17 protein-coding genes are annotated in these 14,621 nt (G+C 44.4%); 15 read left to right on the top strand and 2 right to left on the bottom strand.

Going from position 1 to position 14,621, the window contains the following annotated elements; genetic code table 11:
* Nucleotides 1–29: 29 nt before the first annotated feature.
* The gene (locus AB6C75_RS11050) at nt 30–1,220 is read right to left on the bottom strand and encodes an O-antigen ligase (protein ID WP_017102355.1); all 1,191 of its coding nucleotides are present in this window, start codon (nt 1,218–1,220) and stop codon (nt 30–32) included.
* A 252-nt stretch (nt 1,221–1,472) separates the two neighbouring features.
* Entirely contained in the window at nt 1,473–1,859 is a 387-nt protein-coding gene (locus tag AB6C75_RS11045) for a tautomerase family protein (RefSeq protein ID WP_029222810.1), read from the bottom strand.
* A 310-nt stretch (nt 1,860–2,169) separates the two neighbouring features.
* On the opposite strand from AB6C75_RS11045, the gene AB6C75_RS11040 reads away from it, so the two are divergent.
* From AB6C75_RS11040 to AB6C75_RS10970, 15 genes are all read left to right on the top strand, one after another.
* On the top strand, nt 2,170–2,790 hold the full coding sequence (locus tag AB6C75_RS11040; protein WP_017102353.1) for an LON peptidase substrate-binding domain-containing protein: 621 nt from the start codon (nt 2,170–2,172) through the stop codon (nt 2,788–2,790).
* 110 nt (nt 2,791–2,900) lie between these two features.
* A complete protein-coding gene (locus tag AB6C75_RS11035) occupies nt 2,901–3,548 on the top strand; it encodes a sigma-70 family RNA polymerase sigma factor (protein ID WP_009846090.1) in 648 nt (215 codons plus the stop codon).
* On the top strand, nt 3,541–4,251 hold the full coding sequence (locus AB6C75_RS11030) for a ChrR family anti-sigma-E factor (protein ID WP_372099753.1): 711 nt from the start codon (nt 3,541–3,543) through the stop codon (nt 4,249–4,251). Before AB6C75_RS11035 ends, AB6C75_RS11030 begins: the two co-directional genes overlap by 8 nt.
* Before the next feature lie 144 nt (nt 4,252–4,395).
* Nucleotides 4,396–5,343, top strand: a complete 948-nt coding sequence (locus AB6C75_RS11025; RefSeq protein ID WP_135381918.1) for a DUF523 and DUF1722 domain-containing protein — start codon at nt 4,396–4,398, stop codon at nt 5,341–5,343.
* Nucleotides 5,340–6,800, top strand: a complete 1,461-nt coding sequence (gene phrB, locus AB6C75_RS11020; protein WP_372107784.1) for a deoxyribodipyrimidine photo-lyase — start codon at nt 5,340–5,342, stop codon at nt 6,798–6,800. The genes AB6C75_RS11025 and phrB overlap by 4 nt, the downstream gene beginning before the upstream one ends.
* Nucleotides 6,801–6,814: 14 nt before the next feature.
* On the top strand, nt 6,815–7,246 hold the full coding sequence (locus AB6C75_RS11015; RefSeq protein WP_372107783.1) for a nuclear transport factor 2 family protein: 432 nt from the start codon (nt 6,815–6,817) through the stop codon (nt 7,244–7,246).
* Entirely contained in the window at nt 7,246–7,977 is a 732-nt protein-coding gene (locus AB6C75_RS11010) for an SDR family NAD(P)-dependent oxidoreductase (protein WP_135383490.1), read from the top strand. The genes AB6C75_RS11015 and AB6C75_RS11010 overlap by 1 nt, the downstream gene beginning before the upstream one ends.
* 2 nt (nt 7,978–7,979) lie before the next feature.
* The gene (locus tag AB6C75_RS11005) at nt 7,980–9,251 is read left to right on the top strand and encodes an NAD(P)/FAD-dependent oxidoreductase (RefSeq protein WP_372107782.1); all 1,272 of its coding nucleotides are present in this window, start codon (nt 7,980–7,982) and stop codon (nt 9,249–9,251) included.
* On the top strand, nt 9,248–10,054 hold the full coding sequence (locus AB6C75_RS11000; protein WP_372107781.1) for a DUF1365 domain-containing protein: 807 nt from the start codon (nt 9,248–9,250) through the stop codon (nt 10,052–10,054). Before AB6C75_RS11005 ends, AB6C75_RS11000 begins: the two co-directional genes overlap by 4 nt.
* 118 nt (nt 10,055–10,172) lie before the next feature.
* Nucleotides 10,173–11,453 carry a class I SAM-dependent methyltransferase gene (locus tag AB6C75_RS10995; protein WP_372107780.1) on the top strand — a complete coding sequence of 427 codons (1,281 nt, stop codon included), beginning with the start codon at nt 10,173–10,175 and terminating at the stop codon, nt 11,451–11,453.
* Nucleotides 11,431–11,952, top strand: a complete 522-nt coding sequence (locus AB6C75_RS10990; RefSeq protein ID WP_102257689.1) for a DUF2878 domain-containing protein — start codon at nt 11,431–11,433, stop codon at nt 11,950–11,952. Before AB6C75_RS10995 ends, AB6C75_RS10990 begins: the two co-directional genes overlap by 23 nt.
* 3 nt (nt 11,953–11,955) lie before the next feature.
* The gene (locus AB6C75_RS10985; RefSeq protein ID WP_372107779.1) at nt 11,956–12,543 is read left to right on the top strand and encodes a chalcone isomerase family protein; all 588 of its coding nucleotides are present in this window, start codon (nt 11,956–11,958) and stop codon (nt 12,541–12,543) included.
* A complete protein-coding gene (locus tag AB6C75_RS10980; RefSeq protein ID WP_372107778.1) occupies nt 12,540–13,082 on the top strand; it encodes a DUF3833 domain-containing protein in 543 nt (180 codons plus the stop codon). The genes AB6C75_RS10985 and AB6C75_RS10980 overlap by 4 nt, the downstream gene beginning before the upstream one ends.
* Nucleotides 13,083–13,377: 295 nt before the next feature.
* Nucleotides 13,378–13,641 (top strand): DNA polymerase III subunit epsilon, encoded by a 264-nt coding sequence (locus AB6C75_RS10975; protein ID WP_372107777.1) that lies wholly within the window; start codon nt 13,378–13,380, stop codon nt 13,639–13,641.
* A gap of 206 nt (nt 13,642–13,847) precedes the next feature.
* Entirely contained in the window at nt 13,848–14,522 is a 675-nt protein-coding gene (locus tag AB6C75_RS10970; protein ID WP_372107776.1) for an SDR family NAD(P)-dependent oxidoreductase, read from the top strand.
* The last annotated feature ends 99 nt before the right edge of the window (nt 14,523–14,621 follow it).

Below are 14,621 nucleotides of genomic sequence, written 5' to 3'. Positions count from 1 at the left end.
CACAATGAAATGAGCGTAATATGCTAGCTTCACTGCGCTTCTGTTCGCACTTGCAGTTTTAGTAGTACCCCAATAAAGACAAAGTACATGACAGCTAAATCACCATTCCTAAAGGGTGAATCGAATAGGCAGATGATCGAAAAATAAACAACAGGTAACAATACAATAGGTGATAGCTTATATCTCGAATTAAACAAAGGGTACATTAAACTAAGCATGAGAAGGGCAATGCCTACCAAGCCAGATGAAGCCGCTTTATCAATATAGTTGTTATGAAGATGCGCATTAACGATAAATCTCTTACCCGAATTTGTTGGCGTGAATGAGAGTTTATCTAATTGCGCTTCTTTATCACCTCCAATGCCGAGCAAGGGGCTATCCACAAAGAAATCGAACCCAGCTTGATACATTTGTAATCTCAAGCCAATGGAAGTATCCATGTTGCCTTGTGATATCTGATCATATTCATACACGCTATAGTCAATACGTTTACTAACCACGTCATATCTCGACACCAAAAATACAGATATAATGACAATGACACAAACAGTAAACAGCGTCTTGTACTGACGATGCTGCATCATCATTTTGAATAGGACAACTAAACCAATAAAAATAACGGCTAGTAGAGGCCCTCTTGACCCCACCAAAAACATGGATAGAAAGCCTATAAATGCCAAGATAGCCATTGCTTTGGGCTTTTTCCCTTCGTACGAAATACAACCAAGTGCGAGCAATAAAATGACAGAGAAGCCTTGAATTGAAGCAAAAATGAGAGCATTAGATGGTAAGCTCCCCCGGACACCAGAGAGAAAAAAGATATAATAAGCAACGAGGATGGTTGTACTGACAATAGAGGTGAAACATAAGTTCTGTATATCTGATAACTTAACAAAGCCATTTCGATAAAAAAGGAAAAATACCAAGCCAATCAAAGTTGCCCTCAGCTCTTGACTGCTAAAACCATGCAACTCATAAGAGGCAACAGCAAAAACAGAAAGCAAGAGCAGTATCCATATCCAGCCATCTTCGAACCAGTTATGCTTATCTCTTACCTCCCTGTTTTTCCTATACAAAAGAGTGCAACAAGCCGCGATAAATAAAGTGATAGCCGCAAGTGGCTTATTTCCCTGACCTAACCACACCTGGACGGTAACAATCCAAAACAAAGGCAGTGTAATGAGTATCTTTTGAATTAAATTCGTGTTGATTCTAACCATAACTAATCTAAAAATGCTGAGAAGAGTTGCACTCTAAAACAAACTTGCCACTGTCGCAAACGAACTGTAGTGACATACAGCGGAAAACAAAGAAACTAGTCCCTTTAGGGCATTGTCCATGAATCATTTACCTATAATTCATATGTCCAAACTCAGCCCATCTAACGGCTTTGGCATCAAACTCCAAAACCACGACTAGATAGGTTAGCTTAAGCCTTCTGTCTTACGTATTAGGAGTTAGGAGCTTAAACCCTAGACCTTTACTTTATACTTAAGATCTTGGGCTTCATCGCCAGTCATACCTCGAAAGCCCCAGCAATGCGATGGCTGCTCCTTGATGGTGATCTCGATATCAATGGGAGAGATGGCCAACTGCTTTTCTATTTCAGAAAATATCTTCTTAATCAGGCGCTTTTTGGTATTCACTGCTCGCCCTTCCATCATATTGATCTCTATGACGGTGTAAGCTTCTGTTCGCCCTTCGGGATAAAAGAAATCATCTCTTTCTAATGGTACAAACCGATGCGCTCGTTTGTCATCAGGTAACCCCATCTCACTGTTCAAACATTGTTGTAAGACATTAGAAAGCTGTAACTTAATCGGATTTAAGCACTCTCTGATACCATAAATAACGATCATGACCATTCCTTTGATGTGATGTCAGGTAAAGAAGAACTAAGAGATAAACAACGTAAGATAAGCGTGTCACTTGTTATCTACCCATTGACTAATTCTTAACCCATCTTACCTAATGACGTAAGTTAAAAAAGGTTAAACCGATTAAATTGCGAATAAACGCGACAAAAAACCATGTCTCCCTCTCTCTAACTTCCTGTTCAATACATCACCCCACATTGATCGAACTTCAACGAGCACGCGTATACATCTCTGAATTACGTACGAATCAAATCCGTACAGACTCAATCATGTATGAACTAAGGAGTGCTATGTGCCGAATTCAGCTGAGAAGATCACACGGATAGAAACCGAATCAGAAACACCCGTAGAGACTTCTCAAGAGCTTGCGGTGTTTCCTCTACCGTTATTCATTTTGCCAAGAGGCAGACAAAGACTGCGTATTTTCGAACCCAAGTATTTGAAAATGGTCGCTCATGCTGCGCAAGGAGACGGCTTCATCATTGCGACTCAGGACAATACCAACTCCGATCGCCTGAGTTCTTGGGGGACAAAAGTGTCTATTGTCGATTTCAATATGTCCGATGACCAAATTCTGGAAATCGATGTTGAAGGCGAACAGTTGGTGCAACTGCACTCCTCCTTCCGCGACACAGATGATTTAATAAAAAGTGATTTCCGCCCTTTACCTCACTGGCCACAACGCAGCTATAAGGTGCCGAACGTGGTGACTGCGTTTCTTGTCGAGTTGTTTCGAGAACACGATTCAATCAGAGCACTTTACCCCACGCCTGACTTTGAAAGCCCTCAATGGATCTGTGCTCGACTCCTCGAAATGATGCCTATTCCATTGGAAAAGAAAACCAAATTCACAGAACCCGCTAGTTTTCCGTCTTTAGTTCCCTTTTTGAATCAAATCATTACAGGGCAATAAGCACTTTTATTCACTATAATTTTGTATAGTAGAAATTAATTTAAATTAAAGTGATCCCTACTCTCACTCTCCACGTAGTGTCTATCAAATTCGCATGATGGTTAATTACTATGCAAGTGGAAAGCAGAAGAACAGGGAACGGCAAGGAGCATGTCATTATCCCCGACAACAAACTACCTACCGAAAGTAAGGTACCAACAGAGCTCTCAAGCTGGCTGATTTTGGTTGGTTCAGACAGAGATAAGCAGGCATTTACTTGCTTGTTTAAATTCTTTGCTCCCAAAATCAAGCGTTTTGGCATCAGTAAGTTGGGCGGTGAAGCCGCTGCCAACGAGCTAGTCCAAGACACGATGACCAACGTTTGGAAGAAAGCGCACCTCTACAACGAAGAGAAAGGCGCAGCGACCACTTGGGTTTATACCGTTATGCGAAACGCCGCCTTTGATATGTTAAGAAAGGTAAAAGCGAAAGCAGAGCAAACCATCGCTGACGACATTTGGCCAATTGACGCCATGGTAGCCGAATCACAAAGTGATCAGCTTCAGTTTGGCGATCATCTAATGAGCCGTCATGTAATGACTCAAATCGAAAAGTTGCCTCTCGCTCAAAAAACCATTGTGAAAGGTGTCTACTTCCAAGAGTTATCGCAAGAGCAGCTCGCCCAACAACTCGATGTCCCGCTTGGAACTGTTAAATCACGTCTAAGACTCGCACTCGCCAAACTAAAAGTTCACATGGGGGAACAAGACCATGATTAAACATCACCCAAATGCGGCAATCTTGAAAGATTTTGTCGATGGCAATCTAGCGGATTCGGTTTCTCTGATTGTTTCTAGCCATGTAGAGCTTTGTGAACACTGTCAAAAACAAGTAAGCATGTTGACGGCGCAAGCCGCTGACACCGTCTTTGAAAGCGATACATCTGCCTTTGAAAACGACACAGCAGGGCTAAAATTGTCTGACAGTGAAATGGATGCGTTTCTAGCCGACAACGAAGAATTTGATTTTGATGCTATTGACCAGATCACAGCTGATTTGTCACAGGCTCTCGAAGTCGTTGTTGAAGCGCAACAAGAGACTGTGTCTAACACAACCTTTACGATTCCTCGCGCACTCAATTCAGTCGCAAGAAAAGATTGGTTGAACTTGGGCAAGATTTCTCGCGCACGCCTCGATTTCGATGACGAATCACACCACACTAGCTTGCTACATATAGATAAGGATGGACAGGTGCCTTGTCACACTCACAAAGGCTTCGAGATCACGCTTCTTTTAGAAGGCAGCTTCGAAGACGAAATGGGTGTCTACAACAAAGGCGATTTCATCTGGTTAGATGGAGAACACACCCACCAACCTGCGACTAAAGAAGGCTGTGTGTGTTTAACCGTTTCAAGTGATGCCTTGTATTTCACTAAAGGGGTGAGCCAACTGTTCAACCCACTGGGTAAATACATTTATTAGCTTGAAAAGATTTATCGGGTACGTCACAAGACTCATAGAGTTGGCTAGTAAGAGAAGTAAAAACCGAACTAAAGTAATGTTTAATAAGCAACAAAACACACAATATAAGAATAACAACGAGCAATGAGCGTAAGGAATTGACCAATGGATAAAAAAATAAAAATAGGCATTAGTGCATGTGTCGCCGGTCATAAAGTTCGGTTCGATACTGGCCATAAGCGTTCCCGTTTTTGCACAGACGATCTTGCAGACTACGTAGAACTTGAGCCAGTTTGTCCAGAGATGGGGGTTGGCCTTCCAACGCCTCGTCCTACGATCCGTCAAACAAGAATGTTAGACGACATTATTCATGTTTCTCGACCTGATGGTTCTGGCGATGTCACCGATGAACTGATCGAGTTTGGGCAAAACTATTCAAAGAATAACCAACACATCGCAGGGTTCATTGTGTGTCAAAAAAGTCCAACCTGTGGCATGGAGCGAGTAAAGGTTTATCACCACCACGGGCGTGGTTCGGAGTCGACAGGCGTAGGCTTGTTCACTCAGCAAGTAATGCAAGGCAATCCCCTCCTTCCAGTAGAAGAGAATGGTCGCCTCAACGATCCAATCCTGCGTGAAAACTTTATGACCCGAGTCTTCACTTACCAAAAATGGCTCGATCTTGTCGATGAAGGTGTAACCAAACACAAGCTGATTCAATTTCACAGCGCTCACAAGTATTTAGTGATGTGCCACCACATTGAAGGCTACAAGAGCCTAGGCAAACTTTTAGCGAGTAACGATTTAGAGATCGATGATCTGGCTGAAAAGTACATCGAAGGTCTGATGACGGCGCTAATGCATCATGCAAATCGCGGCAGTCATGCTAATACTCTGCATCACTTGCAAGGTTACTTTAAGAAACAACTGAGCAGCGCTCACAAACAAGAGCTCACCAATCAGATTTCATCATTCAGAGAAGGGCTAGTTCCTCTGTTAGTTCCACTAACGCTGATCAACCACTATCTGATGGAATACCCAAACGAGTACCTACAATCACAAGTTTATCTAAACCCGCACCCACAAGAACTTAAGCTGAGATACGGATATTGAGCGACATTCTATGGATAAGACGAGACCTGAGGGTTCACGATAACCTAGCTCTCGTCTCTGCAGTTGAAAACGGCGTCTCTATCGCCGTTTTTATTTCAACCCCGCAGCAATGGCAACAACATCACCTGGCACCGATAAAAGCGGACTTAATCTATCGACACCTAAAACAGTTCGAATCACAACTCGCTGAATTCGGTATCACTCTGCTGCATCTCAAAGCCACGGATTTTAACGATCAAGCCACCCAGCTCATCGACTTGTGCAAACAGATCGATGCTTCATGTGTGTACGCTAATTCAGAGCCGGAAGTGGATGAGCAGTTAAGAGACAAACGCTTAATTGCTAGCGGCATCAAGCTCAAAATAACCGACTGCGATACGATTCTGCCATTAGGTAGCGTGCTGAATAAACAAGGTGAGATGTTCAAGGTTTTCACACCTTTCAAAAACGCATGGTTAAAAGAAGTGCAAGCGAAAGGCATCATTTGCAGCCACGCTCCAGTGCATTCAAAAGGATCGGCACAAGCAGGATCAGTGCAAACAGATTCATCTGAAACGGATTCGCTTCAGAATCTATCACAACTGAAACAATCGTTAAGTGGTTTTTCTGGCGAGTACGATTTCGACTTTCCGCGTACCGATTCAGAGCGTTGGCCACTGAGCCAAGACGTCCTTGAGAGCGTGATTCCCAATTTCTTAGCCAATAAAGTTAATGACTATTCTCGCCTTAGAGATATTCCATCGGTAAAAGGCACGTCTGGCCTTTCCCCTTACTTAACCATTGGCGCTGTGAGCCCACGATGGTTAGCGATTCAATTGATTCAACAACAGCCGGACTTGTTATTTGATACTCAGTTGCCAGCCTTTTCTTGGCTCAATGAATTGATTTGGCGAGATTTTTATAAGCATTTGATGTTCCACCATCCTAAACTGGTTAAAGGTGCGAACTTTCAGCAGAAATACAACGGCTTAGATTGGTATCACGACAACCCGAGCTTTAAAGCGTGGTGCGAAGGAAAAACAGGCTACCCATTAGTTGATGCAGCGATGCGTCAATTGGTTGAGACAGGCTGGATGCACAACAGGCTCAGAATGGTGGTAGCAAGCTTCCTAACCAAACACCTGCTGATTGACTGGCGCTGGGGCGAACGCTTCTTTATGTCTCACCTTATCGATGGTGATTTCAGCGCGAATAATGGCGGTTGGCAATGGGCTTCAAGTACTGGCTGTGATGCTCAACCCTACTTTAGAATTTTCAATCCGATCACCCAGAGTGAAAAGTTTGATCCGAAAGGAATTTTTATTCGTAAGTACATACCAGAGCTGCAAAATATTCCTGACAAGCATGTGCATTTTCCACATGATTACATTGCAAAAAACGGAATTAACAGCGAATACTGGCAACCCATCGTTGAACACAAAGAAGCACGATTGAGAGCCTTAGCCTTTTTCAAATAATTAGAGTGAATATTATGGATAACTCTCTATGGCTTGATAACTTTCTCAACATGTATCGAGAACTCGGAACCGACAATTTCGACGTGCTAAAGACGGTTTATCACCCTGATATCGAATTCCAAGACCCACTGCATCATGTCAGTGGGATTGTCGCGTTAACTCATTACTTCGAGAATCTCTACACACATGTCACTAGTTGTTACTTCCACATCGAACACACCTTTGAAGTGAAAGATGAAGCATCCGTTTATTGGACAATGCAATTCGCTCACAAACAACTCAACGGACAAAAGCCGATTGAAGTTCAAGGGCACAGCCATATTAAAATGTTGGACAACCAAGTGGTTTATCATCGCGATTATCTGGATGTGGGTTCGATGCTGTACGAGCACATCCCAGTACTAGGTTGCGCGATCAAATCCATCAAAAAAAGAGCGAGCCGATAATGCGTATTATGATCACAGGCGCGACCTCAGGTATCGGCCAATCACTCGCTATAGATTATGCTCAACAAGGGCATCAAGTGATTGCTTGCGGCCGTAATCAAGACAAACTGCAAGCCTTAGTTGATTCTCACGAGACAGACTTATCGCACTCGTCAATTGACCCACTCTGTTTTGATTTGACCGATTATCACAATTTCCCAGTACTCGACCAAGATAAGCCGCTCGACCTACTGATCTTGAACGCGGGTGATTGTGAGTACATCGATGATCCTGTCAATTTCGACGCAGAGTTGTTCGAGCGCGTCATCAACATCAACCTAATTTCAATTGGCTACGCCCTTAAAGCTTGGCTAAAAAACATCAAGCCCGGCGGCCGCTTGGTTTTGGTCAGTTCAAGCGCGAGCTTTCTACCATTGCCAAGAGCCGAAGCTTACGGCGCTTCAAAGGCTGCTCTCACCTACTTAGGTAGAACACTCTCAGTTGATCTCGCCGAGCACAACATTCATGTCTCAATTGTGCACCCAGGCTTTGTTGAAACACCATTAACCGAGCGAAACTCCTTCGCTATGCCTATGATTATTAGTAGCGAGGCAGCCACTCAACGAATCGTAAATGGTATTGCTCAAGGAAAGAGCGAGATCGATTTCCCAAGACGATTCATATTAATAATGAAATTACTAAGAATGCTACCGACTCCAGTTTGGCAAAAACTCGCTTCAAGGATGGTATAACAATGAAAAAAATCGCCATTATAGGTTCAGGCATATCTGGACTGACTTGCGCACATGTATTAGATAAGCACCACGAAGTTACGGTATTCGAGAAAAATGACTACGTCGGCGGGCACACTGCTACGGTTGATATTGAACACCGAGGCAAGGCGTTTTCAATTGATACTGGCTTCATCGTATTCAACGACAGAACCTACCCAAACTTCAACCAACTGCTTGAGCAACTCGGTGTCGAAAGGCAACCGACCGAAATGAGCTTCAGCGTACACAACACCACGACTAAATTCGAATACAACGGCCACAGCATTAATTCGTTATTCGCTCAGAGGAGTAATATTTTCAAACCTCAGTTCTGGTCTTTAGTATCTGACATCCTCAAGTTCAATAAGCTGTGTAAAGCCCAGTTTGAAAGCAACCAATTCACGCCAGATGTTACCCTCGGCAACTTCCTGTGCGAGAATCAATTTTCCGACTTTTTCAGTCAGCATTACATCTTGCCGATGGGTGCTGCTATTTGGTCCACAAGCTTGGAAGAGATGGAAGAATTCGAACTCAAGTTCTTTATCCAGTTCTTCTACAATCACGGCCTGTTAGACATTGCCAATCGCCCTCAATGGTATGTGATTCCTAAAGGTTCGCGTTCTTACGTCGAGATCATCCTTTCATGCTTGAATAAACCGGTCGCGTTAAACACCTCGATTAAGCAAGTCACTCGCCAACAGTCAGGGATTACCATTGAATTCGAAGATAGCAGCACACAAGACTTCGACGAGGTAATATTTGCGTGTCACTCAGACCAAGCCCTGCGATTGCTGGGCGACGCAACTGAACAAGAACAACAGGTACTAGGGGAGATCCCTTACAGCCGAAATGAGGTGGTTCTGCACACAGATACCAACCTATTACCCGACCGTAAACTGGCTTGGGCTAGCTGGAACTACATGCTCGATGGCAACAGCCAAAGACCTGCCTGTGTCACTTACAACATGAACATTCTGCAGGGCATTGAAAGCCAAGACACCTTCTGTGTAACCCTAAACCAAAGTGATGCGATAGCGCCTGATAAAATCATTCGCAGCTTTGTTTACCATCATCCGGTACTTAACTCGAACACGGTAGAAGCCCAACATAAACGCGAGCAGATTTGCGGCAAAAACAACACCCACTTTGCAGGCGCTTATTGGTACAACGGATTCCATGAAGACGGTGTTCACAGTGCTCTCGATGTGACTAAGCGCTTTGGCCTAGATTTGAGCACGAGTTCAGTACGATGAACACTCACACCATGACACCCGACATGGGGATAGCATCAGAAAAGAGTGAAGAGCTCAGCGGAATTTACTGGGGTAACGTACGCCACCGCCGCTTTGGCGATATTACTCATGAATTTAGCTACCAGTTGTACATGATGGGATTAGATCTCGATGAAATCCCTCAAACAACCACTCGCAGTCGCTTATTCGGTACTCAGTGGTATAACCCGATTCGCTTTGTTGAATCGGATTATCTCGCTGAAAAAAAAGAAAATGTCACAGCTGATGAACCTAAATCACTTAAGCAACGTATAGCATCCAAAGTACGACAACTTGGTGGGGTTTGGTCTGTATCAAACCGTGTAACGATGCTGGCTCAGTGCCGTTGTTTAGGGATTTATTTCAGCCCAATCAACTGTTTCTTCTGTTACGACGAAACAGGAGATTGTAAGTACATGTTGGCTGAAGTGAGTAACACGCCTTGGCGAGAAAGACACTACTATCTCATCGACATGCACCAAGAATTAAAGGTTAAGAAAGAGTTTCACGTTTCGCCGTTCATGGATTTGAACATGACTTATTTTTGGAAGATTAAGCCACCAGCGAAACGCACCTTGGTCCACATTGAAAGCCGCCGAGACGACAAGCTTTTCGATGCGACACTGGCCTTGACGAAACAGTCAGTAACCAAGACAAACATTAGACGAACGGTATTCAAGATTCCGGCGATGACGATAAAAGTCGTGATGGGAATTTATTATCAGGCTCTCAAATTATTCCTGAAGAAAGTACCGTTTGTGGGGCACCCAGACTCAACATCTTAAGTGTCTTCACAGCAACTAAATAATAGAACTCGACCCAAGCTTGGGTTCGCTCCAACTAAGGGGCACAACCCAGCTTAGTTGGCACAAAATATTAGAATGAGTTATCAGCGAGGTTTCCATGGAACAGCTTGCAAAACAAAACAACAACGTAGAACAACAAGCTAAAGCCGTTGCTGTTTCAAGCAACTGCAAATATCGAGCTCTGATTTTCAAGGTTCTAGAACGTCTGCAATTCGCAAAACTTGAAGTGATAGAAAGAGACCAACATTCGGTGTTCGGAGACAGAGAAGCGACCTTGAGCGCTCAGATTGTTATCCATGATGCGAGCTTTTATCGAGATGTTGTGATGAACGGCAGTATTGGTGCATCTGAGGCCTACATTGATGGAAAATGGACCAGTCCAGATCTCACCAAAGTGATTCAAATCATGGCTCGAAATCAAGCACAGTTAGACGAGCTTGATGACAAGACGCAATGGATTTCACGAATCAAAAATTTACTGCTACGCCGTAAGAACGCCAACACCGAGCAAGGCTCCAAACGTAATATTCTCGCCCACTACGACATTGGTAATGAGCTATATGAGCGCTTCCTAGACAGTTCAATGCAATACTCTTCTGCTATCTACAGCGAAGATGCGTTAACCCTGTCGAAAGCACAACAGAACAAAATGAAAACCATCTGTGAGCGTTTAGAACTGTCTGAATCAGATAACGTGGTTGAGATAGGCACTGGCTGGGGCGGATTGGCGATATTTATGGCTCAGCACTACGGCTGCCACGTTACGACCACTACCATTTCAGACGCTCAGCACGAGCTGGCAGAACAGCGCGTCAAAGCACTCGGCTTAACCGACAAAATCACCCTACTGAAAGAGGATTATCGCAACCTCACTGGTGAGTATGACAAGTTGGTATCTATCGAGATGATAGAAGCGGTCGGACATGAATATCTACAAACCTTCTTTGAAAAGTGCTCTTCTCTGTTGAAGCCTTCAGGGAAAATGCTGATTCAAGCGATCACCATTGCCGACAGTCGTTATGATAAATACCGTAAAGGCGTCGACTTTATTCAGAAGTACATCTTCCCCGGAGGTTGTTTACCTTCGGTTGCCGTGATGACTCAACATCTTGCGACCAGCACCGACCTTGTCGTCCAAGAAATCGATGACATTGGCCTTCACTACGCTCGCACACTCAACGACTGGAACGTTGCCTTTGAAAACAGCTGGGAAGAACTCGAATCATTAGGCTATTCAGAAGAGTTTAAACGTCTTTGGGTCTTCTACTTCTGTTACTGCGAAGGGGCATTCCTAGAGCGCGTGATCAGTACTCATCACCTTGTCGCAAGAAAACCTCGTTATTTTGGAGCAAAAGATGAAACGGTTTTGGATTATTAATCTCGTTCTGTTTCAAGCGACCTGGGTTTGCAGCGCCTTCTTTACCGCGCAAGCCCCGTTCGTCACGCCATTGATCGTGGTGGTTCACTTCCTTCTCTCTCCAACTCGCAGTAGCGACTTGAAAATACTCGTCTTATTACCATTGGGGCTATTGCTTGATAGCCTCATGCTCCACTTCGGTATTTTTGCCGTCGACTCTGAAATTGCTAATCAATCTTGGTTTCCAGTTTGGCTCATTTGCCTGTGGATCATGTTCTTAATCAGTTTCAATCACAGCCTGAATTGGCTTTTAAAATGCTCAAAAGTGATCTTGTTTGTCATAGGGTTCGTAGCAGGTACTAGTAGTTATTGGGGAGGCATCAAAGCAGGCGCCCTTCTTACTACTTGGCCAGATGCATCGGTGCTAGCTGCCCTTGCATTAAGTTGGGGGATTTTGTTGCCCTTACTGGTGGCCGCTTACTCCAACTTAGTACAACCCAAAATGGCAACAACGAGGTGACTTATGGCTTTTCCACGCAACCCTACGCAAGCGCTCAATTCTAAGAGCGATAATAGTCGCGTTCGCACACAAGCAAGCGAGCAATCAAGAAATCGACTATTTAGCTTAGTCACCTTAACCCTCATTTGCGCGGCACTGCTATTCGCAGGAAGCGCTAAAGCTTCCGCTGTAGATAATCTAAGCAAACGCGGCCAAGGTGAGATGAGCTACCTGTTTTGGACGCTCTACTCAGCTGAATTCTACGCGACCCCAACCAATTCTGAACGCGCTTTAAAGCTTGAATATTACCGCGCGATTGACAGCAAAGACCTCGTTGATGCTACACAAGATCAATGGAGCAAACTTGGTTACTCCAATAACAATATTCAACGTTGGTTGAAGCCTCTTTACGAGATGTGGCCTAACGTAGAAGCAGGAAGCACACTCACTATCCGCGTAACTGAAGACAACGTAAGTCGCTTCTATTTCGATGAGCAACCCATCGGCACCATCCAAGACAAGCAATTTGGTGAAGCCTTTCTCGCGATTTGGTTATCTGAAAATACATCTGAGCCCGGTCTACGCAAACAACTATTAGGTTTGAACAAATGAATCCAAAAACAACAATAATAAAATTTGCTTTGGCACTGTTTTCACTCACTTGGCTGACGGGTTGTGGCTCTGCAAGTTTAGATAACCACGTAGACACCACTCCGGAACTTAAGCTTGAAACCTTTTTTAATGGTGAACTGAAGACCTATGGCATGGTCCTCGATCGTTCGGGAGACTTACTGCGCCGCTTTGATGCCAAGCTTATCGCGACTTGGGACGGAAACAACGGAGAAATTAAAGAGTGGTTCTCCTTTGCTGATGGTGAGCGTTCAACTCGCGTTTGGAATCTCATCAAAACCGGAGACAACACCTACACAGGCACCGCCAACGATGTCGTTGGCACGGCATATGGAGAGACCCAAGGTTCAGCGCTTTACTGGAAATACGATTTAGAAATCGAAGTAGACGGTAGCACCTATGACGTAGTGCTTGATGATTGGATGTTCTTGATGGACGACAAACGCCTGTTCAACAAAACCGAGATGTCTAAGTTCGGCTTTAAAGTCGGTGAGGTGATTTTGTATATCGAAAAACTTTAATTAACTGGCGTTTCTGATTCTCAGATCCATCAGAGATAACCTTTACCTCAAAAAAGAATCTCTGCCCGCAATGCAATCTCAACCCACAACAGAAAATTGTGGGTTGTTCTGTTTAATCCCTCGAATAGCATACCTGTATGCTCAAGCCTTTGTGCTAAGATGCGCCACCAGCATACAAATGGGCTAAACTCAGTTGAGCGAACGTGATATACAGTTCCACCAATTCAGAGCTTTTCCCCATTGGTTTCGCTAAGCGTAGATTCCCTACCATGAATAATTGAAAAGGCTTTAAAGCATGAGCAAGTTGACCTCAGCGGAGCGTAAAGCTCGCGACAATGAACGTTTCTCACAACGTGTAAACGACCGCAGAGAAAAAAGCGAAGACGTAGTTGCTTACGCACTGACCAACAAGAAAGCTGTAAAATTCCTGACTAAGTCGGAAAAGAAACGCTTCAATGAAGCGAAAGTCATTCGCCAAGAAGAACAGCGAGTGAAAGATCAAGAAGAGCTCAACAGAATCGAAGACTCATTCACGACCAAACAGTTCGACGACGAGTAATCTGATTTTCAAAAGCGCTGGCCCTATGCCGGCGTTTTTACTTTTTAGTACTCCTTCTTTTTTCCTTCCTGGCTTACATCACTTTCTCAAACCTCAATTCTATCGAGCAATCTTAGTCATGAGCCTCAGCATCTTGGTCTTAGATCTCAGAAAACACGCTTTCAAAGCCTTACTATCTCGATTCAATTCAACAATCCCGAGTCCCCATGATTTTAATCACCGGATCAAGCAGCGGTTTAGGCGCAGCTTTAGCTAAGCAATATGCGAACGCATCAAACAGCCGTCAGCGCTTAATGATCACTGGCCCCAGCTCACAACGTTTAGCTGAATTAGCGAAAAACCTACCAGCAGATACCGTTAGCCAAACCTGTGATCTATGTGACCCGAACTCCGTGAGCGAACTGCTTGATGCATTGCCAGAAACACCAAAACTGGTGGTTCACAGCGCTGGCAGTGGATACTTCGGTAAGATAGAACAGCAAGATCCAGCGGCGATCAGTGACATGCTAAAAAACAATATCGAGTCCTCGATATTTCTGATTCGCGAGCTGGTTCAGCGTTACAAAGATCAACCCGTCACCATTGCAGTCGTGATGTCGACCGCGGCTCAAGGCGCTAAAGCAGAAGAGTCCACCTACTGCGCAGCAAAATGGGCAGTAAAAGGCTTTATCGAATCGGTAAGGTTAGAGCTCAAAGGTCACCCGATGAAAATCGTTGCGGTTTATCCCGGCGGAATGGCGACAGAGTTTTGGGGAACCAGCGGCAAAGCAATGGATACTTCAAGCTTTATGACAGCTCAAGAAGCCGCTCAAATGCTGCAACAGGCGTTAACCAGCACTGAGCATGGATTTGTATCAGATATCACGATAAACCGCGGTTAACGGTCAAAGAGAGCGTCGAACAGGTAAACAGAGCTATTCGAGCTAGTTAAATGACCTCCGGCGGAGCCGGAGGCTTATTGGGTGACGCCCTCTAAGGGC

The organism is Vibrio sp. 10N.237.312.B06 (assembly GCF_041464685.1).
In the GTDB taxonomy this organism is placed as follows: Bacteria; Pseudomonadota; Gammaproteobacteria; order Enterobacterales; family Vibrionaceae; genus Vibrio; species Vibrio tasmaniensis_A.
Note: the sequence above shows the minus strand (reverse complement) of the source record. Positions and strands in the feature narration are given on the sequence as shown.

Excerpts from the sequence above, each read along its gene's own strand:
- AB6C75_RS10980 (WP_372107778.1), top strand. The coding sequence starts at position 12,540 with ATGAATCCAAAAACAACAATAATAAAATTTGCTTTGGCACTGTTTTCA.
- AB6C75_RS11050 (WP_017102355.1), bottom strand. The coding sequence starts at position 1,220 with ATGGTTAGAATCAACACGAATTTAATTCAAAAGATACTCATTACACTG.
- AB6C75_RS11015 (WP_372107783.1), top strand. The coding sequence starts at position 6,815 with ATGGATAACTCTCTATGGCTTGATAACTTTCTCAACATGTATCGAGAA.
- AB6C75_RS11045 (WP_029222810.1), bottom strand. The coding sequence starts at position 1,859 with ATGATCGTTATTTATGGTATCAGAGAGTGCTTAAATCCGATTAAGTTA.
- AB6C75_RS11035 (WP_009846090.1), top strand. The coding sequence starts at position 2,901 with ATGCAAGTGGAAAGCAGAAGAACAGGGAACGGCAAGGAGCATGTCATT.
- AB6C75_RS11025 (WP_135381918.1), top strand. The coding sequence starts at position 4,396 with ATGGATAAAAAAATAAAAATAGGCATTAGTGCATGTGTCGCCGGTCAT.
- AB6C75_RS11000 (WP_372107781.1), top strand. The coding sequence starts at position 9,248 with ATGAACACTCACACCATGACACCCGACATGGGGATAGCATCAGAAAAG.
- AB6C75_RS10995 (WP_372107780.1), top strand. The coding sequence starts at position 10,173 with ATGGAACAGCTTGCAAAACAAAACAACAACGTAGAACAACAAGCTAAA.
- AB6C75_RS10990 (WP_102257689.1), top strand. The coding sequence starts at position 11,431 with ATGAAACGGTTTTGGATTATTAATCTCGTTCTGTTTCAAGCGACCTGG.
- AB6C75_RS10970 (WP_372107776.1), top strand. The coding sequence starts at position 13,848 with ATGATTTTAATCACCGGATCAAGCAGCGGTTTAGGCGCAGCTTTAGCT.
- AB6C75_RS11010 (WP_135383490.1), top strand. The coding sequence starts at position 7,246 with ATGCGTATTATGATCACAGGCGCGACCTCAGGTATCGGCCAATCACTC.
- AB6C75_RS11005 (WP_372107782.1), top strand. The coding sequence starts at position 7,980 with ATGAAAAAAATCGCCATTATAGGTTCAGGCATATCTGGACTGACTTGC.
- AB6C75_RS10975 (WP_372107777.1), top strand. The coding sequence starts at position 13,378 with ATGAGCAAGTTGACCTCAGCGGAGCGTAAAGCTCGCGACAATGAACGT.
- AB6C75_RS11030 (WP_372099753.1), top strand. The coding sequence starts at position 3,541 with ATGATTAAACATCACCCAAATGCGGCAATCTTGAAAGATTTTGTCGAT.
- AB6C75_RS10985 (WP_372107779.1), top strand. The coding sequence starts at position 11,956 with ATGGCTTTTCCACGCAACCCTACGCAAGCGCTCAATTCTAAGAGCGAT.